The 21,932-nt window shown below is 67.8% G+C and carries 30 protein-coding genes and 1 tRNA gene; 16 read left to right on the plus strand and 15 right to left on the minus strand.

Going from position 1 to position 21,932, the window contains the following annotated elements; translation table 11 throughout:
* Positions 1-3 precede the first annotated feature (3 nt).
* Positions 4-76: transfer RNA gene (locus E0H75_RS38530), tRNA-Arg, on the minus strand.
* A gap of 95 nt (positions 77-171) precedes the next feature.
* Between E0H75_RS38530 and E0H75_RS38535 the strand changes: the two genes are divergently transcribed.
* Both E0H75_RS38535 and E0H75_RS38540 read left to right on the plus strand, forming a co-directional pair.
* Complete coding sequence (locus tag E0H75_RS38535; protein WP_131518676.1) at positions 172-753, plus strand: hypothetical protein; 582 nt, start codon at positions 172-174, stop codon at positions 751-753.
* Between the two features lie 141 nt (positions 754-894).
* On the plus strand, positions 895-1,251 hold the full coding sequence (locus E0H75_RS38540; RefSeq protein ID WP_131518677.1) for a hypothetical protein: 357 nt from the start codon (positions 895-897) through the stop codon (positions 1,249-1,251).
* A 16-nt stretch (positions 1,252-1,267) separates the two neighbouring features.
* Here E0H75_RS38540 and E0H75_RS38545 read toward each other — a convergent pair whose 3' ends face one another.
* Positions 1,268-1,693: a YchJ family protein gene (locus tag E0H75_RS38545; protein ID WP_131518678.1), complete on the minus strand. Its 426-nt coding sequence runs from the start codon at positions 1,691-1,693 to the stop codon at positions 1,268-1,270.
* A 128-nt stretch (positions 1,694-1,821) separates the two neighbouring features.
* Between E0H75_RS38545 and E0H75_RS38550 the strand changes: the two genes are divergently transcribed.
* Positions 1,822-2,670 (plus strand): SDR family oxidoreductase, encoded by an 849-nt coding sequence (locus E0H75_RS38550; protein WP_131518679.1) that lies wholly within the window; start codon positions 1,822-1,824, stop codon positions 2,668-2,670.
* On the opposite strand, the gene E0H75_RS38555 is transcribed toward E0H75_RS38550, so the two are convergent.
* Positions 2,657-3,631, minus strand: coding sequence for an NAD(P)-dependent alcohol dehydrogenase (locus tag E0H75_RS38555; RefSeq protein WP_131518680.1), 975 nt, complete (start codon positions 3,629-3,631; stop codon positions 2,657-2,659). The two genes, E0H75_RS38550 and E0H75_RS38555, sit on opposite strands and share 14 nt — an antisense overlap.
* Before the next feature lie 513 nt (positions 3,632-4,144).
* On the opposite strand from E0H75_RS38555, the gene E0H75_RS38560 reads away from it, so the two are divergent.
* Positions 4,145-4,435 carry a YiaA/YiaB family inner membrane protein gene (locus E0H75_RS38560; RefSeq protein WP_131518681.1) on the plus strand — a complete coding sequence of 97 codons (291 nt, stop codon included), beginning with the start codon at positions 4,145-4,147 and terminating at the stop codon, positions 4,433-4,435.
* On the opposite strand, the gene E0H75_RS38565 is transcribed toward E0H75_RS38560, so the two are convergent.
* The 3 genes from E0H75_RS38565 to E0H75_RS38575 all read right to left on the minus strand — a co-directional run bounded on the left by E0H75_RS38565 (position 4,429) and on the right by E0H75_RS38575 (position 6,381).
* Complete coding sequence (locus tag E0H75_RS38565) at positions 4,429-4,776, minus strand: DoxX family protein (protein ID WP_131518682.1); 348 nt, start codon at positions 4,774-4,776, stop codon at positions 4,429-4,431. The genes E0H75_RS38560 and E0H75_RS38565 overlap by 7 nt on opposite strands.
* Positions 4,777-4,846: 70 nt before the next feature.
* Positions 4,847-5,698, minus strand: coding sequence for an RNA polymerase sigma-70 factor (locus tag E0H75_RS38570; RefSeq protein ID WP_131518683.1), 852 nt, complete (start codon positions 5,696-5,698; stop codon positions 4,847-4,849).
* On the minus strand, positions 5,695-6,381 hold the full coding sequence (locus tag E0H75_RS38575; RefSeq protein ID WP_131518684.1) for a TetR/AcrR family transcriptional regulator: 687 nt from the start codon (positions 6,379-6,381) through the stop codon (positions 5,695-5,697). The genes E0H75_RS38570 and E0H75_RS38575 overlap by 4 nt, the downstream gene beginning before the upstream one ends.
* Positions 6,382-6,490: 109 nt before the next feature.
* Here E0H75_RS38575 and E0H75_RS38580 point away from each other — a divergent pair, with 109 nt between their 5' ends.
* The 4 genes from E0H75_RS38580 (at position 6,491) to E0H75_RS38595 (ending at position 9,664) form a co-directional block, all read left to right on the plus strand.
* A complete protein-coding gene (locus tag E0H75_RS38580) occupies positions 6,491-7,450 on the plus strand; it encodes an NAD-dependent epimerase/dehydratase family protein (RefSeq protein WP_131518685.1) in 960 nt (319 codons plus the stop codon).
* A gap of 89 nt (positions 7,451-7,539) precedes the next feature.
* Positions 7,540-8,265 (plus strand): LmeA family phospholipid-binding protein, encoded by a 726-nt coding sequence (locus tag E0H75_RS38585; RefSeq protein WP_131518686.1) that lies wholly within the window; start codon positions 7,540-7,542, stop codon positions 8,263-8,265.
* Between the two features lie 92 nt (positions 8,266-8,357).
* The gene (locus E0H75_RS38590) at positions 8,358-9,047 is read left to right on the plus strand and encodes a PadR family transcriptional regulator (RefSeq protein WP_131518687.1); all 690 of its coding nucleotides are present in this window, start codon (positions 8,358-8,360) and stop codon (positions 9,045-9,047) included.
* Positions 9,044-9,664 (plus strand): DUF1707 SHOCT-like domain-containing protein, encoded by a 621-nt coding sequence (locus E0H75_RS38595; RefSeq protein ID WP_131518688.1) that lies wholly within the window; start codon positions 9,044-9,046, stop codon positions 9,662-9,664. Before E0H75_RS38590 ends, E0H75_RS38595 begins: the two co-directional genes overlap by 4 nt.
* Positions 9,665-9,688: 24 nt before the next feature.
* On the opposite strand, the gene E0H75_RS38600 is transcribed toward E0H75_RS38595, so the two are convergent.
* The gene (locus E0H75_RS38600; protein WP_131518689.1) at positions 9,689-10,078 is read right to left on the minus strand and encodes a VOC family protein; all 390 of its coding nucleotides are present in this window, start codon (positions 10,076-10,078) and stop codon (positions 9,689-9,691) included.
* Between the two features lie 157 nt (positions 10,079-10,235).
* On the opposite strand from E0H75_RS38600, the gene E0H75_RS38605 reads away from it, so the two are divergent.
* The 3 genes from E0H75_RS38605 to E0H75_RS38615 all read left to right on the plus strand — a co-directional run bounded on the left by E0H75_RS38605 (position 10,236) and on the right by E0H75_RS38615 (position 12,162).
* On the plus strand, positions 10,236-10,601 hold the full coding sequence (locus E0H75_RS38605) for a hypothetical protein (RefSeq protein WP_131518690.1): 366 nt from the start codon (positions 10,236-10,238) through the stop codon (positions 10,599-10,601).
* A 73-nt stretch (positions 10,602-10,674) separates the two neighbouring features.
* The gene (locus E0H75_RS38610; protein WP_131518691.1) at positions 10,675-11,304 is read left to right on the plus strand and encodes a dihydrofolate reductase family protein; all 630 of its coding nucleotides are present in this window, start codon (positions 10,675-10,677) and stop codon (positions 11,302-11,304) included.
* A 12-nt stretch (positions 11,305-11,316) separates the two neighbouring features.
* On the plus strand, positions 11,317-12,162 hold the full coding sequence (locus E0H75_RS38615) for a PhzF family phenazine biosynthesis isomerase (RefSeq protein WP_131518692.1): 846 nt from the start codon (positions 11,317-11,319) through the stop codon (positions 12,160-12,162).
* Here E0H75_RS38615 and E0H75_RS38620 read toward each other — a convergent pair.
* Both E0H75_RS38620 and E0H75_RS38625 read right to left on the minus strand, forming a co-directional pair.
* Entirely contained in the window at positions 12,146-13,195 is a 1,050-nt protein-coding gene (locus E0H75_RS38620; protein ID WP_131518693.1) for a lipoate-protein ligase LplAB, read from the minus strand. The genes E0H75_RS38615 and E0H75_RS38620 overlap by 17 nt on opposite strands.
* Positions 13,196-13,218: 23 nt before the next feature.
* The gene (locus E0H75_RS38625) at positions 13,219-13,500 is read right to left on the minus strand and encodes a DUF1905 domain-containing protein (protein ID WP_131518694.1); all 282 of its coding nucleotides are present in this window, start codon (positions 13,498-13,500) and stop codon (positions 13,219-13,221) included.
* A gap of 45 nt (positions 13,501-13,545) precedes the next feature.
* On the opposite strand from E0H75_RS38625, the gene E0H75_RS38630 reads away from it, so the two are divergent.
* A complete protein-coding gene (locus E0H75_RS38630) occupies positions 13,546-14,178 on the plus strand; it encodes a hemerythrin domain-containing protein (protein WP_131518695.1) in 633 nt (210 codons plus the stop codon).
* A 59-nt stretch (positions 14,179-14,237) separates the two neighbouring features.
* Here E0H75_RS38630 and E0H75_RS38635 read toward each other — a convergent pair whose 3' ends face one another.
* The 3 genes from E0H75_RS38635 to E0H75_RS38645 form a co-directional block, all read right to left on the minus strand.
* Positions 14,238-14,837, minus strand: a complete 600-nt coding sequence (locus E0H75_RS38635; RefSeq protein WP_272948966.1) for an adenylate kinase — start codon at positions 14,835-14,837, stop codon at positions 14,238-14,240.
* Positions 14,838-14,970: 133 nt separating this feature from the next.
* Positions 14,971-15,156: a VOC family protein gene (locus tag E0H75_RS38640; RefSeq protein ID WP_131518696.1), complete on the minus strand. Its 186-nt coding sequence runs from the start codon at positions 15,154-15,156 to the stop codon at positions 14,971-14,973.
* A gap of 2 nt (positions 15,157-15,158) precedes the next feature.
* Complete coding sequence (locus tag E0H75_RS38645) at positions 15,159-15,533, minus strand: YciI family protein (protein ID WP_131518697.1); 375 nt, start codon at positions 15,531-15,533, stop codon at positions 15,159-15,161.
* 142 nt (positions 15,534-15,675) lie between these two features.
* Between E0H75_RS38645 and E0H75_RS38650 the strand changes: the two genes are divergently transcribed.
* Complete coding sequence (locus E0H75_RS38650) at positions 15,676-16,596, plus strand: phytanoyl-CoA dioxygenase family protein (RefSeq protein WP_131518698.1); 921 nt, start codon at positions 15,676-15,678, stop codon at positions 16,594-16,596.
* Between the two features lie 70 nt (positions 16,597-16,666).
* The gene (locus E0H75_RS38655) at positions 16,667-17,431 is read left to right on the plus strand and encodes an SDR family oxidoreductase (RefSeq protein WP_238163529.1); all 765 of its coding nucleotides are present in this window, start codon (positions 16,667-16,669) and stop codon (positions 17,429-17,431) included.
* A 3-nt stretch (positions 17,432-17,434) separates the two neighbouring features.
* Here the strand turns inward: E0H75_RS38655 and E0H75_RS38660 are convergent, their stop codons facing one another.
* Complete coding sequence (locus E0H75_RS38660) at positions 17,435-18,331, minus strand: DUF3800 domain-containing protein (protein WP_131518699.1); 897 nt, start codon at positions 18,329-18,331, stop codon at positions 17,435-17,437.
* A 160-nt stretch (positions 18,332-18,491) separates the two neighbouring features.
* Positions 18,492-19,319: an SAM-dependent methyltransferase gene (locus E0H75_RS38665; protein ID WP_131518700.1), complete on the minus strand. Its 828-nt coding sequence runs from the start codon at positions 19,317-19,319 to the stop codon at positions 18,492-18,494.
* 229 nt (positions 19,320-19,548) lie between these two features.
* Here E0H75_RS38665 and E0H75_RS38670 point away from each other — a divergent pair, with 229 nt between their 5' ends.
* Positions 19,549-20,988: a polysaccharide lyase 6 family protein gene (locus E0H75_RS38670; RefSeq protein ID WP_131518701.1), complete on the plus strand. Its 1,440-nt coding sequence runs from the start codon at positions 19,549-19,551 to the stop codon at positions 20,986-20,988.
* Between the two features lie 58 nt (positions 20,989-21,046).
* Positions 21,047-21,589: a dihydrofolate reductase family protein gene (locus tag E0H75_RS38675; RefSeq protein WP_131518702.1), complete on the plus strand. Its 543-nt coding sequence runs from the start codon at positions 21,047-21,049 to the stop codon at positions 21,587-21,589.
* On the opposite strand, the gene E0H75_RS38680 is transcribed toward E0H75_RS38675, so the two are convergent.
* A complete protein-coding gene (locus E0H75_RS38680; RefSeq protein ID WP_131518703.1) occupies positions 21,586-21,882 on the minus strand; it encodes a YciI family protein in 297 nt (98 codons plus the stop codon). The two genes, E0H75_RS38675 and E0H75_RS38680, sit on opposite strands and share 4 nt — an antisense overlap.
* Positions 21,883-21,932: the final 50 nt, after the last annotated feature.

The following is a 21,932-nucleotide window of genomic DNA, read 5'->3' on the forward strand; positions in this document are numbered from 1 at the left end:
GGGTGCCCCCGGCAGGATTCGAACCTGCGGCACATGGTTTAGGAAACCACTGCTCTATCCCCTGAGCTACGGGGGCCGACCGCGCGGAGCCTAGCGTATCGGACGCCGTCGTCGCCCGGTCCGCGCCGTGGGAGCATTCGAGGCGACCGGAGACGCAGCTCAGGAGGCAGCATGGTCGAGCCCATCATCCAGCGCGGCATCAAGGTCGCCGGCGAGAATCCGATGATCATCCTCTACCGCCCCGGCAGCGACGACATCGTCGTACTGGTGAGCATGTGGACAGCGCGCTACTCCCCCGTCGGCTCGGGCCGCGCACTGCTGATCTGGGCCGATCCCGACGGGTCGGGACTCGGTTCCGACGCACCGATCGGGATGTACGCCGACAACCCTGAGCTGGCCGAGTACGTCTGGGAGCACTTCTACCGCGACTACGACACGATCCGCGGCCTCGGCATCGAGACCAGCCCACCGGTCCCAGCCCGCTTCGTCGAGGTCTCCGACGGCGACCGCTTCTACCGCATCACCTGCGTCACCGCCACCACCACGATCGACCTCGAATGGCGCGACGTACTCGACACCTTCCAGGTCATCACCCACCTCACCGGCTTCGAAACCTCAGCCATAGCCCGCCCCTGCGCCGCAGCCTCGGTCCGCGTCAACGGCACCCCCGCCCACGGCGAACCCCACCACCCAGAAGGCTGGTTCGGCAGCTCCGCAGCCCTAGCCTTCGCCGAAACCTGGCGCGAAACCTAAGGTTTCGGCGCCCCGGTAACGATCTGTGTTTGGGGTCAGGCGATGTCTGGACTGGGTTACTACGCTGTGTCACCATCTCGGCCAAGGGGAATGCGAGCAGGTCTGGGGAGATCTGCTCGCGCACGTTCATGAGGGGGAGTCATGACGGTTGAGATCATCAACGGATTTTCCATGTCGGATCGGCCGACGCAGGTGGCGGCGATCCGGGCAGCGATCGCAGCTCAGCCTGCGCAGGCTGCCGAGGTCGCCACGGCGGCCATCGACCAGATGACTGCGGAGCAGCGGAAGGCCTATCTGGACAGCCTGATGCCGCAGGAGTCGAAGGACCGGATGCTCGTCTATGTCGCGGGCTTCGCGGCGGTGGCGTTGGTGCTCGTGGCAACGATCATCACACTGGCATTCAAGACCACAACGCTCGGCTCGGAGATGATCCTCTTGGTCACCGCCTTCGTCAGCGGCGTCATCGGCGGCCTCTTCGGCAACATGAAAGCCGGCTGACAGGCCGGGAGGACACCTACGGGGACTCGTGGTCGGGTAGGGGTTTTACGTAGACCCATAGGCCGTTTTCGCGGGTGAAGTGGCTGGTTTCTTGTTGCGTTTCTGGGGTGCCGTTGTGGGTGAAGTGGGCTTGGAATTCTACGGTGCCCTCGGTGTGGAAGGGGGTGCCGGCGGTGGTGGTGAGGATTTCCAGGCCGGTCCATTGGACGTCGTCGGCGAAGTTGAGTGTTGGTGGTCGGGTGTCGGCTGACCAGGTTTGCAGCAGGTAGCGGGCGTCGCGTACGACGAAGGCGGTGTAGCGGGATCGCATCAGCTGCTCGGCTGTGGCTGCTGCCTTGCCTTGGTGGAGGGCACCGCAGCAGTCGCCGTACGTGGCGTCCAGACCGCAGGGGCAGGGCGACAGCGGAGTGACCGCCGGCTGACGGTCGCGACGTTTGGCCATCTCCCGATTGTCGCCTGTCGATGGACACACCCACGGCAGGGGCACATGCTGGGGCCAGCGCGGCGGGAGATGACGCATGCTGGCGGCATCGTGGACGTGCTGGGGGGCGGGTTCGCATGGCCACATCGATGGTTGGGAAGACCGTACTGATCACCGGCGCTACCGGAGGCATCGGGAAGGCGACCGCGCTCGGCCTGGCCACGATGGGTGCACACGTCGCGATCATCGGCCGGGACAGCGCGCGGACCGACGACGCAGTACGGGAGATCCGCGCGGTGGGCCAAGCGGATGGGTTCGTCGCGGACCTCTCCTCGCAAGCTGAGGTACGGCGAGCGGCCGATGAAGTACTGCGGAAGCTGCCGCGGCTCGACGTACTGGTGAACAACGTCGGCGGCTACTGGAAGACCCGTCATGTCACTGCCGACGGCCTGGAGCACACGTTCGCCCTGAACCACCTCGCGCCGTTCCTGCTCACCAACCTGCTGCTCGATCGACTGCGGCAGAGCGCCCCGGCCCGAGTCGTCACAGTGGCGTCGAACGCTCAGTCGATGGGGCGTATCGACTTCGACGATCTGCAGAACGAGCGGGACTATTCCGGGTCCCGCGCCTACAACCAGTCGAAGCTCGCGAACGTCTTGTTCAGTTACGAGTTGGCGAGGAGATTGCAGGGCACTTCCGTGACGGCCAACGCACTGCACCCCGGCTTGGTGAGCACTGGGTTCGGCGGCGAGGATCCCGGCCGAGCCCAGCGACTGCTGGTGCCACTGCTGCGGCCCTTCATGAAACGGCCGGCTCAGGGCGCCGCCACTTCGATCTACGTCGCATCCGATCCGCAACTGGAACACGTGACAGGCCGCTACTTCGCCAAGTCCGCGACCACGAAGTCCTCCGACCGCAGCTACGACGAAGCCACCGCCACCCGGCTCTGGCAGGTCAGCACCGAGCTCGTCGGCCTCCGCACACCTACGGCAGAGTGATGACGACTTTTCCGCGGGCGTGGCCGTCGAGCAGGTACTGAATGGCCTTCGGGACCTCGCTCAGCGGGAAACGCTGATCGATCGGCGGTACTACGGCGCCGGATTCGAGCAGCGGCGTGAGGTCGAGCAGGTGTTGGGCCTTCTCCGAGTTGATGAACGTCCGCAAGCGCTGACTGACGAACGGTGACAGCACCACCGCCCGCATCTGGCGATCGGTGCCGCCGAGCCACCGTCCACCGTTCTCGCCACCCATGATGACAACAGTCCCCTTCGGCGTGAGAGCGCGCCGAAGTCGTGACAGGGAAGCGTTTCCGGCGATGTCGAGGATCACGTCGTACCGCTGCGGTCCCGCCGCGAAGTCGTCGCGCCGGTAGTCGACCACGTGATCCGCGCCGAGCGACCGGACCAGATCCATCTTGCTCGCACCGGAAACTCCGGTGACCTCGGCCCCGAACGCCTTGGCCAGCTGCACTGCATAGGAACCAACGCCGCCCGACGCACCGGTGACCAGCACCTGCTGGCCCGACGCGACCTCGCCCTGATCACGCACGCCCTGCAGGGCAGTCATGCCGGAGATCGGTACGACGGCCGCCTGCTCGAAGGTCAGGTTCGCCGGCTTCGGCGCGAGCTTGCGCTCGAAGGCAGCGGTGTACTCCGCGAAGGCGCCCTTGCCGACCCCGAACACCTCGTCACCCGGCTGGAACCTGGTCACGTCGGCGCCGACCGCCTCCACGATCCCCGCTACGTCCATGCCCAGTACCTGGTTCTTCGGCGCCCGAACGCCGTACCCAGCAAGGCGAACCGGGTACGGCAGGCCGGCCATGACGTGCCACACGCCACGATCCACGCCGGCCGCGCGGACGCGGATCAATACCTCGTCAGCGGCGATGGCGGGCTTGCCGATGTCGCGCAGCTCCAGAACATCGGTCTCGCCGTACGTCGTCTGAGTGATGGCCAACATGTGTTTCCCCCTGCTGAAGACGCCGGTTCCGACCGGCTCGCCGCATACTTACGTTGTATGCTTACGTTGTAAGTTACCTCCATCAGTGCGTTTAGTCCAGAGGGGTAGGCTGGTGGGACTCCGGAACGACGGCATTCCAGGCGGCATGTCAGGAACCGGCTGGCGATAGGGCGATGCCCGATGACGACTCGATCACGACCTGTGTTCGCCGGAATCTCGCGCCGTACGGCCGAGGATCACGACCTTTCGCACCTGCTCGCCGAAGTCAGGTCCGCCCGGGCAGCCAATCGCGTGACTCGAGGAGCTCCACGCCGCGGCAGCGCGCCCAGCAGCGACGCCGACCGTCTCGCCGCCTCACTGACCGCCTACGCCAGAGCGCTGGAGTCGTACCGACTGCCCGTGCCGCCCGCCATTCGCGATGAGCTTCGCCTGCGTCGCGCTCTGCCCTGATGCCGTTGGCGGTTGAGTAGTTCAGCGCATGTGGCGGGGGTCGGATGCGCTGACGATTGCCGCATGACGAAAACAATTCAGCCTTCGCAGACTGCCGCGTTCTACGGGCAGGCACTTCTTTCGTTCGGCGCCTCACTGACGGCGATGGCGCTCGGGCTCGTCTACCTGCCCGCACCCGGGTGGATCCGGGCGTTCCTGGCGATCGGCCTGCTGTACGTCGTCACGTCGACGGTGACCTTGTGCAAGGTGGTGCGGGACCGGCACGAACTGTCCGAGGTGACCACCCGGGTCGACCAGGCGCGACTGGACAAACTGCTGGCCGAGCACGATCCCTTCAAGGTCGACGCTCAGTGATAGAGGAGGCCGGTGGCCAGAGCTGCCAGGGAGCTGAGGAAGTACAGCGACCAAGGGCCGAAGTGGCGGTCGCGGGCTCGGAGGTGGGCAGCGAAGGCGCCGACGAAGTACAGGACGAGACCCGCGGCCGCGAGGGTGCCGAGAGTCGGTACGACGAAGCCGGCCAGCAAGCCGAGGGCGCCGGCCGCGAGGAGCGTGCCGAGCGGGAGCATCCACGAATACGGGACGCCGACCACGTCGGCCTGGGACTTCGGGTAGTCGTGGCCGATGAGATTGGCAACGGCCGCGCTGCCGGTCAGGGCGGCGGCGAGAAGCGTGGCGGCGAGGTAGGCGGCGAACACGATGGCTCCGTTCCGTGGGGTGATTGGGGCGCCCCACGGACGAGACAGCGTGCCGAGACGTGACAGTGAATCAGCTCACGCCGGTCAGCTTCTCCGGGTTGCTGACGACGTGGATGGTGTCGATCGCGCCATCCACCAGGTAGAACGTCGCCGCGACGACCGCCGTACCTCCTGAGGTGATCACGAAGCCCGGTGCGCCGTTGAGCTGACGGATCTCGACCCGGGAACCGTCGGGGCGGCGCCGCGACAGCACGATGAACGCCTGCGCGACGTACGCCGGGCCGTGGATCGGCTTGCGTGGCGCACCGGTGAGTCCGCCGCCGTCGCTGATCAAGGTGACGTCTGGTGCGAGCACGTCCATCAATGCCTTCACATCACCGTCCAGGCAGGCCGCGAGGAACTTCTCCGTCACCTGCCGCTGCGTGGATTGGTCGGTGTCGTACCGGCGTCGGCGGGCCGCAACCGCCTTGCGGGCGCGGTGCGCGAGCTGCCGTATGTCGGCGTCCTGGCGACCGAGGATGCGGGCTATCTCGGTGTGGCTGTAGCCGAAGGCCTCGTTCAGAACGAAGACTGCGCGTTCGGTCGGCGACAGTGCTTCCAGAACCAGCAGCATGGCCGTCGACACCGAGTCGTTGCGTACGACGTCGTCGGCCGTGTCCGGACTGGTGAGCATCGGCTCCGGCAACCACGGTCCGACGTAGGACTCACGACGTACCGCTGCACTGCGGAGGCGGTCGATGGCGAGACGCGTCGCTACCCGGACCAGGTAGCCCTCGGCGTCGTCCACGGTGGCCGGGTCGACGCGACTCCAGCGCAGCCAGGAGTCCTGGACGACGTCCTCGGCCTCGGCGACGCTGCCGAGCACGCGATAGGCGACGGCGTACAGGAGGCCGCGGTAGTCGGCGAACGTCTCGGTGGTCACGCGGGGAGGCCGGTGAGGTCGGCCATCAGGATCATGTGGTGGTCGAAGTACTCCGCGCGAGCCTCGATCATCTCGTCGAGGCGGCCGAAGACTTCGAAGTTGAGTACGCCGTACAGATGCGTCCAGGCGACCAGGACACGGTCGAGTCGTTCCTCGAGCATGGTGCCCTGGCGTTCCCGGATCAGGCGGCGGAGGTCGGCGCGGAGCGGTGCCGTCAGCGGCGAGGCGGTCAGCGAGCGGATGCGGTCGCCGGCGTCGGTGACGATCGCGGCGAGGAGCAGGATCACTTTGGTTGCCGGCTCGACCGTGTCCTGGGGCGCGGCGTACCCGGGGACAGGGCTGCCGTAGATCAGGCCGTACTCGGCCGGGTGGGCCAGCGCCCAGGTGCGGACGCCGCGGCAGACGGCGAGCCAGCGGCCGCGGAGATCCTCCCGGGGTACGGCGGACTCGGCGGTGGTCGCGGCGGCGGCGAGGGCGTCGTACGCGTCGATGATCAGCGCGGTGAGCAGGGCGTCGCGGCTCGGGAAGTAGCGGTAGAGAGCCGACGCGACGATGTCGAGGTCCCTGGCGACGGCGCGCAGGGAGAGGTTGGCGCCGTCCGTGGCGAGGTGCCGACGGGCGACGTCCTTGATCTCCTGGCTCATCTCCGAGCGGACCCGGGCGCGCAGGGACGGTGCGGACATGGGCTCAGTCTGACACAGGATGGAGTACAGTGAACTCATTAGAGAACACTGTTCTCGCTCAAGAACATCTGTCTCACTCAAGAACATCAGTCACGAAGGGTTGTCCGCCATGTCCCTGCACGTCGTTGTCGGCGCCGGTCCGGTCGGCTCGGCCACCGCTCGGTTGCTCGCCGCCAAGGGTGAACAGGTCCGCCTCATCACCCGCCGTGGCAGCGCTCCCCAACCCAGCCCTTTTCAGGAGAACGGCGAGACGGCCCAGATCGAGCGAGTTGCAGCAGATGGGAGCGACGCCGAAGCCCTAGCGCGGCACACAGAAGGCGCAGTGGCGCTGTACTCGTGCGCAGGCCCGGCGTACCACCGATGGCCAACCGACTGGCCTCCATTGGGAGCCGCCTTGGTGCATGCGGCCGAGGTCAGCGGAGCCGTGCTGGTGACGACCGGGAACCTGTACGCCTACGGGCAGGTCGACGGACCGGTCACCGAAGACATTCCCCTGCAGCCCAACTCCGTCAAGGGACAGGTCCGGGCCAAGCTCTGGACCGACGCGTTGGCCGCGCATCAGGCGGGCCGGATCCGGACGGCCGAGGTGCGCGGTTCGGACTACCTAGGCGCCGGCGCGGCCTCGCCGTTCAGCATTCTGGTGCTGCCCAAGGTGCTGCAAGGCAAGCGCGCATCGGCGCCCGCCGACCTGGATGTGCCCCACAGCTGGACGTACGTCGGCGACGTTGCTCAGACCCTCATCGCGGCCGCAGCGGACGAGACCGCCTGGGGACGAGCGTGGCACGTGCCGACACCGGACCCGATGTCGATCCGCGCTCTCGCGACCTGCACGGCCGAGCTCGCCGGAGCACCGGCGGCCCGGATCTCAGCGATGCCCACCATCGCGCTGCGCATCGGCGGCCTGTTCAACCCGGACGCTCGCGAGATGATCGAAACGCAGTACCAGTGGCGCCGCCCGTTCGTCGTCGACTCCACCGCCGCGACTGTTGCCTTTGGCATCAAACCCACCGCGACCGACGACGCATTGCGCGAAACCATCGCCGGCTTTCGCGCGACCGACGCCAACTGAATCCGCGTCCCGAACGTCTGCCCCTAGTGCCCTGCATCGGGGAACTACGCTGTGCGGACGACGGATCCGCCGTTGTCGGAAGGGCAGGAATGAGATCCAGAGGATCGGGCCGCTGGTTGCGGCGGTTGGTGGTGACGGTGATCGTGCTGGGCGTACTGGCGGTCGCGGTCGACCGGGCCGCGGAGTGGGCGGCCGAGAACCGGCTCGCCACGATGGCCGAGAACCAGGCGGCGAAGTACGACGTGGAGGCCACCGAAACCTCCGTCGAAGTGGGCGGCTTCGGGTTCCTTCCACAGCTGGCCAAGGAGAAGTTCTCCTCGGTCACGCTGACGATGAAGCAACCGACCTTCTCGAACGACGTCGCCGCTGAGGATCTCGTGGTGGAGATGTCCGGCGTGCACGTACCGCGGGCGCTGCTCCAGCAGAAGCCCGGTACGGCGGTCACCGTCGACTCGACCGCCATGCGGGTGCACCTGTCGCCGGACGAGCTGACCAAGCTGGCCGCTAGCACCACCAGCATCAAAGCTCTGAGCTTCCGCATCGTCGACGGCAAACTGCACGCGCGGCTGACCGCCGGCGGCCTGAACGCGGAGGTGACCGTCACCCCGCAGGTTAAGGGTCGCCGGATCACGCTGGCCGTCGGCGACATGTCCGACTCCATCCCGTCGGTGGTGCGCAACGCGGTGAAATCGCAACTGGCCCGTGGATTGACTTTTCCACAGCTGCCGTTCGACGCAACCTTGAAGCAGGTGTCCGTCGAGGGTGACTCGTTGCTGCTGGTCGCCACGGTGGCGGATCTCAAGCTCACGTCCTGAGCCAAGTCCCGAGGCACAAGCCCCTTGGGTTGCGATGTGTCGCGATATATCGTCGACGTATCGCATTCTCTCCTGAGGGACGGGTGGTCGGGATGACCGGATCGACGTACGCCGCGGGCTGGCCGTGGCAGAAGCTCGCACAGCACTGCTCAGTCTTCGACGACATCAAGGACGAACTGCAGGCGGCCATGACCGGACGGCGCGGTCACCGCGGACACCACCAGCCGTTCTCCGGGCAGTGGGGGATGTTCGGCGGTGGCGGCCAGATGTTCGGCCCGCCGTGGGGTCCGCCGCCGCGCTGGCGTGGGCCGAAGGCTCGGCGTGGTGACGTGCGCGCCGCGATCCTCGCCGTACTGGCCGAGCAGCCGATGAACGGCTACCAGATCATCCAGGAGATCGCCGAGCGCAGCGGCGGGGTGTGGAAGCCCAGCCCGGGGTCGATCTACCCGACCCTGCAGCAACTCGAGGACGAGGGCCTGGTCACCGCCGACGCCGAGGTCGGCCGCCGTACCTTCACGCTGACCGACGAGGGACGCGCGTACGTCGCCGAGCACTCCGACGAGGTGTCCGCGCCGTGGGAGGCGATGAGCGCACCGAGTGACGACGACGAGAACGGGCTGAAGCCGCTGCTCGGCCAGGTGGCGACGGCGATGTGGCAGATCCTCGCGACCGGCACGCCGGAGCAGCAGGCGAAGACCAAGGACGCGCTGGCCGAACTGCGGCGGAAGCTGTACGGGATTCTCGCGGACGAGCGACCGGACGACGAGCAGGACCGGTCATGAGCTCGCCCCTGCCGGAGTGGCGCGACCCCGACTCGCGCGACACCGACCGGCGCGGCCGCAACCGTCGCCGCCACGATTGGCACAACCGTGACTGGCAGGACCGCGACTGGCACGGCCGCGACTGGCGTGGACCCGACTGGGGCGGGCCGGACTGGCGCTCGCTGGATCCCCGCGAGGACGATCGGCGCGAAGCCTCTGACCGTACGCCGGAGCGGCGCCGCGGCCCGGTCCGGATCGGTGACACCGAACGCGACCAGGCCGTGGCCGTGCTCAGCGACCACTTCGTCGCGGGCCGCCTGACGCAGACCGAGTTCGAGGAGCGCAGCGAGCAGGCGACCCGAGCGCGGTACGCCGACGACCTCGAGCCACTGTTCGACGACCTCCCGGACCCGGCCGACCTCCAGGGCGCGCAGGGACCGTGGTCGCCACGGACCGCCAAGCGGCAGCGGCGCCAAGGTCCGCCGCCGTTCGTGATGCTCGCCCCGATCCTGATGATCGCCCTGGTGATCACCGCGATCACCTTGGCCGCACCGTGGCTGTTGTGGGGCATGTTCTGGATCGTCCTGATCAGCGGCGCGCACCGCCGCCGCTGGCAGTACCAGAACCGGCACCGCTGATATAGTTGCCCCTGACAACCAATCTCACACGCGGCGGCCGCGCAGCCGCGGGATCTCCTGGGCGAACTCGACCACGAACCCGTCCGGATCCGCGACATGCGCGGTCCGGTGGCCCCACGGCCGATCGGCCGGCCCGCTGAGCACCTCGACTCCGCGGGCCGCGAGCCGATCGGCCCACGCGTCCACGTCGTCGACCATCACCACCACCTCGCCGGCCGCCCCCGGCGAGACCGTCCGCCCGGTCAACCACTCCGCGCGCCGCCGCTCGAACAACGCGAACCGCGTCCCCTCGGTGCCGAACTCCGCATACCCCGCATCGGTGAACTTGTACGGCAACCCGATCACGTCCCGGTAGAACTCCACCGACGCCCCGAGATCCTCGACGTACAAAATGACATACCCGATCCGCTCCACAACCCCACGCTAGACGCGCTCCGGGTGGTTCCGGTGGCCGGGCCGATGCTGGTGTTGCTGCTGCTCAGCTGACGGTCGTCTTCGGCCTCGGCCAGCTCTTCGCAGAACTGTCGGCGGGTGCCCCTAGCCTCCTCTGCAGAAGTCGGGAGGAGGCTGGGTGTTCGAGGGTGCGTTGATTTTGGAGAGTCTGCGCGTTGGCGTGGAGATCGCGGACGTGCCGCTGGTGGTGCGGAGGATCAGTCGGTACGCCGTGGCGAGTGCGACACCGAGTCAGGCGCCGGTGTGGTCTGTGCTGGAGTTCGGCGTCGAGGACGAGCGGGCCGAACTACTGGCGGAGACGCTAGCTGAGACGTTGGATCAGCCGGGCTGGTACGCCGACTTCCATGACGCGCGAGAGGTGTTCGTCGTGTTCCCGGGCCGAGTGTTCCGCTACGAGCGCGGTGACACGGCGGCGCGCGCCGAGGCGCAGGAGTTTGGGCGGGGCTTGGGGATTCCGGAGGGGCAGTTGGATTGGACAGACTGACCATGTCAAGGCGGTCGGGGCGGTTCCGACCTGGGGGTGCAGGCAGGACCGCACGCAGACTGAGGAGATTGTCATGGCACGGGTTCGGGTCCACAACTTCACGATCACTCTCGACGGGATCGCGGCCGGTCCGCGTCAGCGGCTGGACGCGCCGTTCGGCGACGGCATGGACAAGGTGCACGACTGGATGGAGGTCGCGCAGGCAGACCAGGCCGCCGGCAAGAGCGGGCTCGGGGCGGACCGGATCGACGGGTACGCCGAAGGTGTCGGCGCCACGATCATGGGACGCAACATGTTCAGTCCGCAGCATGGTGCGTGGGAGGACGAGTCGTGGACGGGCTGGTGGGGCGACAACCCGCCGTACCACCACGACACCTTCGTCCTCACCCACCACCTGCGGCCGTCGATCCCGATGGAGGGCGGTACGACGTTCCACTTCACCGATGAGCCGATCGAGGCCGTGCTGGAGCGCGCGCTGAAGGCCGCCGGCGGCGGGGACGTGGTCATCGCAGGTGGCGCCCACACAGTCCAGCAGTACCTGCGGGCCGGTCTGATCGACGAGCTCAACCTCGTCGTCGCGCCGATCCTGGCCGGCGCCGGCGAGCGCCTGTTCGACGGCGTGGACGACGCGCTGGGCGCGTTCCAGGTGACCGAGATGGTCAGTGACCCGAGTGCGACTTTCGTCCGGCTGGAGCGGCAGTGATTGGATGACCGGATGACAGTGCTGCGGTACACGGCGTTCACGTCCGACCCGGCCGGCGGGAACCCGGCCGGTGTGGTGCTCGACGCGAGCAGACTCACGTACGCCGAGATGCAGGCGATCGCCGCTGACGTCGGGTACTCCGAGTCCGCCTTCCTGACCAGCGGGACCGGCGGCAGTGACGGGGTGATCCCGATCCGTTACTTCTCCCCCAGGGCTGAGGTGCCGTTCTGCGGGCACGCGACAGTCGCCACCGCGGTCGCGCTGGCCGAGCGAGTCGGTCCAGGCGAGCTCGTCTTCTCGACCCAGGCCGGACTCGTGCCGGTCGTCGTCGAGGAGTCACCGGACGGGCTGCGGGCCACGCTGACCAGCGTCGAGCCGCACGTCGAGGAGATCGACGACATCAGCGACGTACTCGAGATCCTCGACTGGCATGAGGACGAGATCGATCCTGCTCTGTCGCCCGCGATCGGGTACGCCGGGGCGCGGCATCTCATCGTGAGTGCGTCGACCAGGCAACGACTTGCCGACCTGAACTACGACTTCGACCGGCTGCTCGCCTACATGCTGCAGCGGGATCTGACCACGCTGCAGTTGGTGTGGCGAGAATCCCCGACGGTGTTCCACGTACGGGATCCGTTCCCGGTCGGTGGCGTGGTCGAGGATCCGGCGACCGGGGCGGCGGCTGCGGCGTTCGGCGCCTATCTGCGCGAGCGCAGGCTGGTCGAACCGCCAGTCGTGCTGACACTGCACCAAGGTGACGATCTGGGCCGCCCGAGCCGCATCCAGGTCGAGCTGCGTGCCGACGACACCAGAGTCCGCGTGAGCGGAAGCGCCGTAGCGATTACGGGACTCGGGTGAGCCACTCCTCCGTGCCGAACTTGGTGGTGACGCGTTCTTCGGCGAGGTCCACCGTGGCCTTGTCGATGCTGCCTGGCTTGAGGCCGTAGCGGTTGCCGAAGGACGCGGCCATCCGGTCGATCACCTCCGCGCGATCGAGGCCGGTCTGGCTGCGCAGTGGATCGACCCGCTTGTTCACGCTCGTCGTTCCCTTGTCGGACAGCTTCTCGCGGCCGATCCGCAGTACCTCGAGCATCTTCCCGGCGTCCATGTCATAGGCCATCGTGACGTGGTGCAGGACGGCACCACCGGCGAACCGCTTCTGCGCGGCGCCGGCGATCTTGCCGGCCGGCGAGGTGATGTCGTTGATCGGCTGGTACGTCGCTGCGATGCCGAGATCGTTCAGCGCGCCGATCACCCAGTCGTCGAGGAACGCGTACGACTCGATGAACGACAGCCCCGAGACGAGTGACTCGGGGACGTAGAGCGAGTACGTGATCGTGTTGCCTGGTTCAACGAACATGGCTCCGCCGCCGCTGATCCGCCGTACCACTGTCACGTCGTGCTTGGCGGCGCCCTCCAGATCGACCTCGTTGCGCAGGGACTGGAAGCTGCCGATGATGACCGCGTTCGAGGCCCACTCCCAGACCCGCAACGTCGGCGGACGCTCACCTGAACCGACCTGCTCGGCCAGCACCTCGTCGAGTGCCATCTGCAGCGCGGGCTCCCGCGGTACGTCGTGCACGAACTCCCACTGGTGATCGCGCCACCCGGTCGCTCCGGTCAGCGCCCGCCGTACGGCGACGGCCACGGCCTCGGGCGAGAACCCGAGCATCTCGACCCCATCCCCCAGCACGGCACGCACGCGGGCAGCCACCTGGGCCGCGGGCGTCGCAATTGCGAGACCGGCAAGCGCACCGTTGATCCGCTCCAGCGCATCATCGGGCTCGAGGAAGAAGTCCCCACTGATCTGCGCCCGCCTGATGTGATCATCGATCACATCCAGGTCGGCAACCACCAGCTTGCCGCCCGGAACCTTGTACTCACCATGCATATCCAGCGACAACCGGCGCCGGGCTACGGTTGTTCCCGCTGCAGGACGACCTCGACGTCGTCGCCGACCCCAGCATCCGCCGCCTTCAGCGCAGCCTTGCTGACCCCGACGCAGAATCCGCCGCCGGCGACCAGCATCGTGCTGCCGGCGAACTCCGCACCGTTCAGCGTCCCGGTCACCCGTCGCTGCTTGCGGCCGCCTAGTTGCGTCACGCAATCATCTGGTACGTCGACCACGGCCAGACCACCCGGTTTGTCAGGGTTCCAGCGGCGTACGGTCCCGGAGAATTCGACCGTCGTACCCATCCGAACACCCCCACTTCAAGCGTCCTTCAGCCTACACTCCGAGCTATGGCTGAGATGAGCATGAACAAAGCGATTCACGCGGCGTTCCGCCGGGATCTGCAGCGGTTCGTCGACGCGCTGGGGGCGTTTTCCGCGGGGGATCAGGCGCGGGCCGAGCAGCTCGCGACCGCATGGGCCAACTTCGACGAGCAGTTGGTCCGGCACCACGAAGGTGAGCACGACATCGCCTGGCCGGCCTTGGAATCGGTCGGAGTGAGCCGCGACGTGCTGACCCAGATGGATGCCGAACACGACACGATGGCAACCGCGCTGGCCAAGGCCCGCGACGCGATCGCGTCCCTTCGCCGTACTGCGAGCGCCGAGGATGCGGCGACCGCACTGGCCGCGATGCAGGAGCTGCAGCGGGTCACCGTGCTGCATCTGGATCACGAGGAGACCGAGATCGAGGGGGTGTACCTGGCGAACAAGGACACCGCCGAGATGAAGGCGATGGGCCGGCAGTTCTCCAAGGTCAGCCCGGCACAGGGGGGCACGTTCTTCGCCTGGGCCCTCGACGGCGCCGATCCCGAGGCGTCCGCCGCCATCACCGGAACCGTCCCCAAGCCCGTCCTCACCATCATCAGCGGCGTCTTCGGCCGCAACTACCGCAAGTCAGTCGCCCCGGTCTGGCGCAGCTGACCTCACCACGGCAGGACAGCCGCGCGCTCGGACAGGCGCGGCTGTTCAGGCGCGGCTGGTCAGGCGCCGGGGGTGGGGCGTTCGGCCGGGGTGAGGCGGTAGGCGACCTGGAGGACTCGTTCGCGGACCTCGGCGACCTCGCCATGGCCGTCGACCTCGTGCACGAGGCCACGGTCGCCGTACAGCTCGATCAGCGGGACGGTGTGGTCGGCGTACACCTTGAGGCGGCGCCGGATCACGTCCTCGGTGTCGTCGGAGCGGTGCTCGGTCTCGGCTCGCCGGAGCAGGCGGCGGACCAGGACCTCGTGATCGACGCGCAGCACGACGACCGCGTCGAGGCGGCGTTCCTGCGCAGTGAGGAGCTCGTCGAGTACTGCGGCCTGTTCGAGGGTGCGGGGGTAGCCGTCCAGCAGGAAGCCCGATCGGGCGTCGTCCTCGGTCAGCCGCTCGCGGACCATCGCGATCGTGACGTCGTCGGGGACGTACGCCCCGGAGTCGAGGTACTGCTGGGCTCTCCGGCCGAGGTCCGTCCCGGCGGCGACCTGGGCGCGGAAGATGTCGCCGGTCGAGATGGCCGGTATGGCGGCTTGCTCGGCGAGCTTGTCGGCGTGTGTGCCCTTGCCGGCACCCGGTGGACCCATCAGGACGACAGTCGTCACAGCTCGCCCCTCCTGACTCTCGGTAAGTTCAATCAGGGTAGGCGAGCCGGACGCTTGGCGGTACGTCGTACGTCACGTCTCGCTGAGCGAGACCGCAGCGTGACCGGCGCGAGAGCTGCGGCCGTGACCGGAGTCACTGCGTGGGCGGGACATAGGCCGGATCGTTTTGGAAGTCGACCCGGCCCCCGGGCCCGTCCACGGTCGCCCAGACGTCGTCGGAGCACGCGATCCGTCCATCGGTGATCTCCGCGTAGAACGCCGCCAGTTCGAGGGCGTTCGGGCAGTTGATCGCCGGCGAGCACAGGCGAATCCCGGCCATCGTCACATCGCCGGACGCAACTCAACGGTGTCGCCGGGACCAGCGAAGCGGGATGCCAGTTCTTCGGCCCGTTCCCGGGAGGCGACGTCGAGCACGAAGAAGCCGGCGAGTTGCTCCTTGGCCTCGGCGTACGGCCCGTCCGTCGCCACCCGGCGGCCCTTGGAGCCGACGCGATAGATCGTCGACGTACTCGGAGCCGCCAGCGCCTCGGCCGTCACGAACTCCCCCGACGCCGAGATCTCCGCCAGCATGTCCTCGAACTCCTTGTGCATCGCCGCCCGCTCGTCCTCCGGAATCGCCCGCCCCACCTCGGTGAAGTCGATCGTCGGATGCCCCCACGGCTCCGGATTCGAATAGATCAAGACCAAGTACTTCATCACAACCTCCTCGCACACGACGCACCCTGCGCCGTCACCCCCAACGTCGGAACCCCAGAACAGCCCTCGACATTTGGTTGTGCATCCGAGTCTGGCCTAATCCGATTGCGCACCCGGTCAGGACACCGGCAGGGTGGCGGCCATGTGGCCCGAGAATGTGGCGGACGAATGGCGAACGCGCGGGTTTGTGATCCTGCCCGGGTTCTTGTCAGCCGAGGAACTGTCACCGGCGCTGGGCGAACTGCCGACGATGTTTCCGACCTCCGAGGGATTCCACGACGGCACTGACGCGCGGCGCGAACGGTACGTCGACGACGAGTTCGACGGAATCGACACGTTTCCGTTCGCCAGTACGGCGTTCAGCCTGCTCGCCGTCCACCCGAGGATCGTGGGACTCGCGGAGACACTGCTCGGCCAAAGAGATCTGCGGCTCTCGTCGGCCGAGGCCTGGGCGAAGTACACCGGTGCCACGTCGTACGACCAGGAACTGCATCGCGACTACCTGAACCAGACCATCCTGGTGCCGTCCACCGCGGATCGCTACCAGCATCTCGAGCTGTTCGTCTTCCTCGTCGATGTCCCGGAGGAACTCGGACCGCCGCACCTGGTGCCGTACGACCACACCGCAGACCTGCCGATGAACCCGAACTTCTACCCACGCAACGGCGGTGCCGGCGACTTCGTCTCCCCTGACGACAACACCCACTTGTACGACGCCGAGCAGTCCGGCGCCGCGCCCGCGGGGACGGTGATCGCGTTCAACACCCGTACCTTCCACCGCGGCACCGGACTGTGGAAGCATCGCGGGGCGCGGTACTCGATGCAGCTCATCTACCGGCCGGCTGAGGCCGATTGGGGCCAGCGCATGGCGTGGGCGCCTCGCAGCCACGAGCCGGCGTGGTACGAGTTCGTCCACCGGGCAACTCCTCGCCAGCTCGAGCTCTTCGGTTTCCCGGCACCCGGCCACCCGTTCTGGACCGGCGAAACCCTGAGCGGCATCGGCCGGCGCTACCCGAAGCTCGATCTCACTCCTGGCGAACCTAGCGTCCTGAGTCGGACGTAATGCGACCGCGAGGCCGTCACATCTGCCCGTCGGGCTACGTCAGAGGGGTGGGGCCCGGTGGTGGGTCGTGATGAGTGGAGGAATTGTGGGCGTGATGTTGGTGACGGGTGGGACTGGGACATTGGGGCGGCTGGTGGTGCCGTTGGTGGCGGAGGCGGGCTGGAAGGTCAGGGTGCTGAGCCGGCATCCCAAGGACGACGGGGTCGAGCATGTCGCGGCGGACCTGCTGCAGGGGGACGGGATCGATGACGCTCTGAACGGCGTGGACGTGGTGATCCATCTCGCGGGTGGGCCGAAGGGGGACGACGTCGGCACGCGGAATCTGGTGCGAGCGGCCGAGCGGGCCGGAGTGAAGCACTTGGTACACATCTCGGTGACCGCGGTGGATCAACTCCCGCTGACGTACTTCAAGTCCAAGCTCGGCGCGGAGCAGGCCGTGCGGGAGTCGTCGGTGCCGTGGACGGTACTGCGGGTCGCGCAGGTCCACGACTTCGCCTGGAACACCGCGCGCATGATGGCGAAGCTCCCGGTGCTGCCGATCCCCGGTGGCGTACGGTTCCAGCCGGTGGACGGGCGCGACGTCGCGGCGCGACTCGTCGAGCTGGCGTTGGGCGAGCCCGCCGGCCTCGTCCCGGACCTGGTCGGCCCGAAGGTCTACAGCCTTGGCGAACTCGCACGCGACTACCTGCGCACCACCGGCAAGCACCGGCTGTCGATGCCGGTTCGCGTTCCAGGCAAGGCCGGCAAGGTCTACCGGGCCGGCGGAAACCTGACCCTGACCGGCGCCACCACCGGCCACCGAACCTGGGAAGCATTCCTCGCCGAAAAGGCCTGAAGGTCAGACCGGCAGATACGGATCGAGTAGCGCGGTCAGGGCCGGGACCGGCGTCGGGTCGGTGGCGAGCCAGCGGGCGATGCCGGCCAGGAAGTCTGCCGCCTGTACTCGAGGATCGTGCCGGGAGTCGACCTGCCTCAGGCTGAGCAGTGGCGGCGGTGCGGGCGCGACGGCCTCGGCCAGGAAGGCGCCGAGCCGCGCCATCCGACCTCGTGTCAGCGCGCTCTGCTCGTCGTGCACCACCGCGACCGACCGCTGCCCGGCGCTCCAGAACAACACCGTGTCGGCCACCGCGGGCACCATCGGTTCGAGCGGAGGCGGGATCGAACGATCGTCGTCGATCAACCGCAGCAGCACCTTCTCGACCCGCGCCCGCGTCACCTCGCGGAGGACCGCCACATCAGTCGGCAGCAACGCGAAGAACCGGTCGATCGCGGCATGGTCGAGCAGCCGCAACCGCTTGGTCCGCGTCATGACGAGGAACGCGTCCAAGAAGTCGGTCCGATGCCGGAACAGCGCCACGGCCTCCCCGTGATCCCGCGCCAGCCGCGTCCCATCGCCGTACGACGGCTCGTCGACGAGCAACTCGATCACCCGGCCGGCGACGTACGACGTCTTGTCGATGACGTGGACGTGGGCGTGTCCGCGCAGCGTGGTCAGGAACCACTCGAGCGCGGGTCGCTGCTCGGGCCGAAGCAGCAGGTTGGACTTGTACTCGGTGGTCCCGCGACGCCGGAACCGGGACTGCAGGACGGCGACCAGTTCGGCGGCCTCCGGTACGTCGAGATCCACACTGGCGTGGGTGATCACGGGCGACTCGGGGTCCAGGAGATTGCTCCCGGAGAACCCCGATTCGTCACACGCGATCTCGACCGACGCCGATGATGACGTGGGGTGCATGAGAAGAGCTCCAAGGCTGGTGGACTGCACGCTGAAGGGGCCCGTCGCAGGGACGGGCGTGATCAGGCGGGGAACCGCGTGATCAGTGAGCGGCAGCAGCAGCCTGAGCAGACATGTGACCCATCATCGGTGCGACCCGGGTCGATCCACCAGTGAATTGTCAGGGTTTGCGCGCGAGAGCGACGTACAGCAGCAGGGCGGCACCGGTCGGACTGAGCGTCTGCTCGGCGGGCGGCCACCAGCCGGTCAGGTCGACCAGACCTGGCTCGATCAGCTCGAGACCGGCCACGATCTCGGCGAGTTCCACCGGAGCGCGGAAGGTGAGGTCCGGGAAGGACTCCTTCAGCTTGTCCTCGACCGCGGTCGCGAACTCGCCCAGCCGGCTGCCGTCACGGGCGTTCACCGGATGCGTGAGCGCCAGGTACGACCCGGGCGGCACCGCGGCCAGGTAGCCGGCGACCAATCGCCGGACCTGTTTGGTGTCCGGGATCCTGTGCAGCACCAGTCCGAGGATGATGCCGACCGGCCGCTCCAGGTCGAGGGCCTCGGTGACGACTGGATGCTCGAGCACGGACTCGGGGTCGGTCAGGTCGGCGTCGGCGAAGAACGTGCTGCGGTCGTCCGCGAGCAGGGCCTGACCGTGCGAGATCGCCATCAGGTCGTTGTCGACGTACACGACCTTGGCCTGCCGATCGGCCTTCAGTGCGACCTCGTGGGTGTTCGGCGGAGCCGGCAGACCGCAGCCGAGATCGAGGAACTGATGTACGTCGTCGCTGACCATCCAGCGGATCGCGTCGCCCAGCCAGCGCCGGTTCTCCCTGGCCAGGGCCGGTGCCTCGGGCGCGATCTCCAGGACTTCCTGGAACAGCCGGCGGTCCACCTCATAGCTGTTCTTGCCGCCGAGGAACAGATCGTAGAGCCGGGCTTCGGAGGGCCGGTGGAGTTCGACGTCAGGCAGCACCTGGCGCGCCTCGTTCCGCTCCGGCATCGCCCCGATCCACCTCGTTCCCGAATCCGAAAAGGTCGATTACCGGAAGGCTACCGGCGCTCCCCGAGGCGATCGCACCGGGGCTGTGTCGCGGAACCCGGCACCCATTCGTCCCACCCTGCGGGAGATCCGGAGACCACAGTTGGCAAACGCTTGCCAGCGCCAGCGATCGCCCACAGACTGGGCAGCCACATCCGGACCCCGCCCCGAGTCACCCCCGGAGGACGCCATGCATCGCCGTACCTTCCTGGCCACCGCCCTCGGCGCCGGCCTCACCGCCACCGCGCTGCCCGCGACAGCCACATCCACCGCCACCACCCAGGCCCGCGCCGTCCGGGCCCGCACGCTCGACGAACTCCGGAAGGCGATCGCGGCAGCCCACCCCGGCACCGAGATCGTCGTTGCCAACGGCACGTACGACGCTCCCGGCGACGAGACCATCGCGATCCAGGGCAAGCGCGGGACCGGCGGCGCACCGATCGTGATCCGGGCCGAGACCGTGGGCGGGGTGACGCTGACCGGGAACCGCGGGTTCGTGTTCGGCGACTCGTCGTACGTGACCGTCAACGGGTTCACGTTGAAGCAACGGACCACGTTCGAGATCCCGACCACCTGTCACCACGTGACGATCAGCCGCAACGACCTTCAGCTCGCCGACATCGAGGGGATGCACTGGCTGATGGTCCGCGGCGACTCGACCACTGTGGAGCGCAACCACTTCCACGGGAAGTCGACGCTCGGAATCTTCCTCGGCGTCGAGGGACCCGGGTCGGACGGGATGGCGCGTGGTGTGCGGATCGTCCGCAACTACTTCTCCGACCACACCTTCGCCGGCTCCAACGGCGGCGAACCGATCCGGCTCGGGCTCAGTGGGCGCTCGCTGAGTGACGCCGGCGCGCTGGTCGAGCAGAACCTGTTCGAGCGCGCCAACGGCGATCCGGAGGCGATCTCTGTCAAGTCGACCGGCAACACGATCCGGCAGAACACGATCCGCGACAGCCTCGGCGGCATCGTGCTCCGGCACGGCAACCGATCCCGGGTCGAAGGCAACTTCATCCTTGCCGGAAGCAACGGGATCCGGATCTACGGCAACGATCACCTGATCGTGAACAACTACACCGAGCAGATCGGCGGCTCCGGCATCGTGCTCGGCAGCGGCAGCGTGCGTGACCACAAGCCGGAGGACTCACCGGAGAGCCGCCAAGGCAACGACGCGCCGGACCGGGTGACGATCGCACTCAACACCGTCCTGTCCTGCGGTACGGCGATCAGCGGGGAGTCGCAGCGGACCCTGCCGCCGCTGGATTGCTCGATCACCGACAACTTGCTGATCGGTGACTCCGGCAAGCAACTGGTGTCGATGCCATACCTGGATGGCATCGCGTGGTCAGGCAACCTCTGCTGGGGCGCCGCCGCCGACGGCAACATTCCGGCCGATGGGTTCTCCCGCAAGGACCCGAAACTCGCGGCCGGGTCCGACGGCATCCGCCGCCTCACGTCCTCGAGTCCCGCGATCAACGCCGCCAGCAAGAGCTACCCGAATGTGCCGAAGGAACTCGACGGTCAGCCGCGCATCGGGAGGGCGGATGTCGGCGCCGACGAGTACAGCAAGGCCGCTCCGATCAACCGCCCGCTCACTCCGTCGGACGTCGGCCCGACGTCCCGATGAGTTTTCTCCTGCTCGCTCGTCTCAACAAGAACCAACCAACGAGCGAGCAGGAGGCCTCATGGCGAAGGTGCTGTACTCGGTGACGATGTCGGTCGACGGCTTCATCACCGGCCCGGACGGCGACATGCAGTGGATGCGCCCGTACCTCGGTCCGAACCCGGAGGTCGACGACCTGATCCCCCGGATCGGCTCGATCCTGGCCGGGCGCCGGTCGCACGACGGGGACGACCCGCACAAAGGCGAAGCCGGCGAGGGACAGGCGTTCGGCGGCGGGTGGAGCGGCCCGCTCTTCGTGCTCACGCACCGCCCGCCCAGCAGTCCCGAGCCAGGCGTCACGTACGTCGACGAGTTCGCGAAGGCGATCGCGATGGCGAAGGAGGCAGCCGGCGACAAGTACGTCAACGTGATCGGCGCGAACGTCGCCAAGCAGTGCATCGAGGCCGGCGAACTGGACGAAGTACTGCTGCTGTTCGTCCCCGTCATGCTCGGCGACGGCACACGCCTGTTCGACCAACCGGGAGGCCGGACCGTTGGCCTCGAACGGCTGAGTGCGGCCGAGAACGAGCTCGCCACCAATCTCTGGTTCAAGGTCGTGCGCTAGAAGTCCGCGGCGGTCGAGTGCATCACCGCGCGGATCTCGACGGATCGCCCCGCACTCTGGCAGTCCGGCAGCAGGCGCGCGAGCTCGACCGCCCGCTCGCGACTGTCCACGTCGATCAGGTAGTAGGCGTCGATGGCGGCCGGAGCCGCTCGATCGGGCATGTGTACGGCCAGTTGTGGGTCGGCCAGCACCTCACCGCAGACCAGTTCGCCGGCGTCGTACGCGGCCCGTTCGAACTCGTCGCGGCGCAGCGGCTGCTCGCCGTCGCCCTGCAGGATCAGTAGGAACTTCATCGGCGCACTCCTCTCACTGGTACGACGGAGCCGAGGGCGCGGTTTTGACA

The organism is Kribbella capetownensis, from assembly GCF_004331485.1.
Classification (GTDB): Bacteria; Actinomycetota; Actinomycetes; order Propionibacteriales; family Kribbellaceae; genus Kribbella; species Kribbella capetownensis.

Coding starts and splice junctions, on each gene's coding strand:
- E0H75_RS38535 (WP_131518676.1), top strand. CDS start 172: ATGGTCGAGCCCATCATCCAGCGCGGCATCAAGGTCGCCGGCGAGAAT.
- E0H75_RS38620 (WP_131518693.1), bottom strand. CDS start 13,195: ATGCATGGTGAGTACAAGGTTCCGGGCGGCAAGCTGGTGGTTGCCGAC.
- E0H75_RS38585 (WP_131518686.1), top strand. CDS start 7,540: ATGAGATCCAGAGGATCGGGCCGCTGGTTGCGGCGGTTGGTGGTGACG.
- E0H75_RS38560 (WP_131518681.1), top strand. CDS start 4,145: ATGACGAAAACAATTCAGCCTTCGCAGACTGCCGCGTTCTACGGGCAG.
- E0H75_RS38625 (WP_131518694.1), bottom strand. CDS start 13,500: ATGGGTACGACGGTCGAATTCTCCGGGACCGTACGCCGCTGGAACCCT.
- E0H75_RS38640 (WP_131518696.1), bottom strand. CDS start 15,156: ATGGCCGGGATTCGCCTGTGCTCGCCGGCGATCAACTGCCCGAACGCC.
- E0H75_RS38615 (WP_131518692.1), top strand. CDS start 11,317: ATGACAGTGCTGCGGTACACGGCGTTCACGTCCGACCCGGCCGGCGGG.
- E0H75_RS38645 (WP_131518697.1), bottom strand. CDS start 15,533: ATGAAGTACTTGGTCTTGATCTATTCGAATCCGGAGCCGTGGGGGCAT.
- E0H75_RS38680 (WP_131518703.1), bottom strand. CDS start 21,882: ATGAAGTTCCTACTGATCCTGCAGGGCGACGGCGAGCAGCCGCTGCGC.
- E0H75_RS38650 (WP_131518698.1), top strand. CDS start 15,676: ATGTGGCCCGAGAATGTGGCGGACGAATGGCGAACGCGCGGGTTTGTG.
- E0H75_RS38555 (WP_131518680.1), bottom strand. CDS start 3,631: ATGTTGGCCATCACTCAGACGACGTACGGCGAGACCGATGTTCTGGAG.
- E0H75_RS38660 (WP_131518699.1), bottom strand. CDS start 18,331: ATGCACCCCACGTCATCATCGGCGTCGGTCGAGATCGCGTGTGACGAA.
- E0H75_RS38575 (WP_131518684.1), bottom strand. CDS start 6,381: ATGTCCGCACCGTCCCTGCGCGCCCGGGTCCGCTCGGAGATGAGCCAG.
- E0H75_RS38550 (WP_131518679.1), top strand. CDS start 1,822: ATGGTTGGGAAGACCGTACTGATCACCGGCGCTACCGGAGGCATCGGG.
- E0H75_RS38630 (WP_131518695.1), top strand. CDS start 13,546: ATGGCTGAGATGAGCATGAACAAAGCGATTCACGCGGCGTTCCGCCGG.
- E0H75_RS38540 (WP_131518677.1), top strand. CDS start 895: ATGACGGTTGAGATCATCAACGGATTTTCCATGTCGGATCGGCCGACG.
- E0H75_RS38655 (WP_238163529.1), top strand. CDS start 16,667: ATGAGTGGAGGAATTGTGGGCGTGATGTTGGTGACGGGTGGGACTGGG.
- E0H75_RS38590 (WP_131518687.1), top strand. CDS start 8,358: ATGACCGGATCGACGTACGCCGCGGGCTGGCCGTGGCAGAAGCTCGCA.
- E0H75_RS38610 (WP_131518691.1), top strand. CDS start 10,675: ATGGCACGGGTTCGGGTCCACAACTTCACGATCACTCTCGACGGGATC.
- E0H75_RS38595 (WP_131518688.1), top strand. CDS start 9,044: ATGAGCTCGCCCCTGCCGGAGTGGCGCGACCCCGACTCGCGCGACACC.
- E0H75_RS38675 (WP_131518702.1), top strand. CDS start 21,047: ATGGCGAAGGTGCTGTACTCGGTGACGATGTCGGTCGACGGCTTCATC.
- E0H75_RS38665 (WP_131518700.1), bottom strand. CDS start 19,319: ATGCCGGAGCGGAACGAGGCGCGCCAGGTGCTGCCTGACGTCGAACTC.
- E0H75_RS38670 (WP_131518701.1), top strand. CDS start 19,549: ATGCATCGCCGTACCTTCCTGGCCACCGCCCTCGGCGCCGGCCTCACC.
- E0H75_RS38580 (WP_131518685.1), top strand. CDS start 6,491: ATGTCCCTGCACGTCGTTGTCGGCGCCGGTCCGGTCGGCTCGGCCACC.
- E0H75_RS38545 (WP_131518678.1), bottom strand. CDS start 1,693: ATGGCCAAACGTCGCGACCGTCAGCCGGCGGTCACTCCGCTGTCGCCC.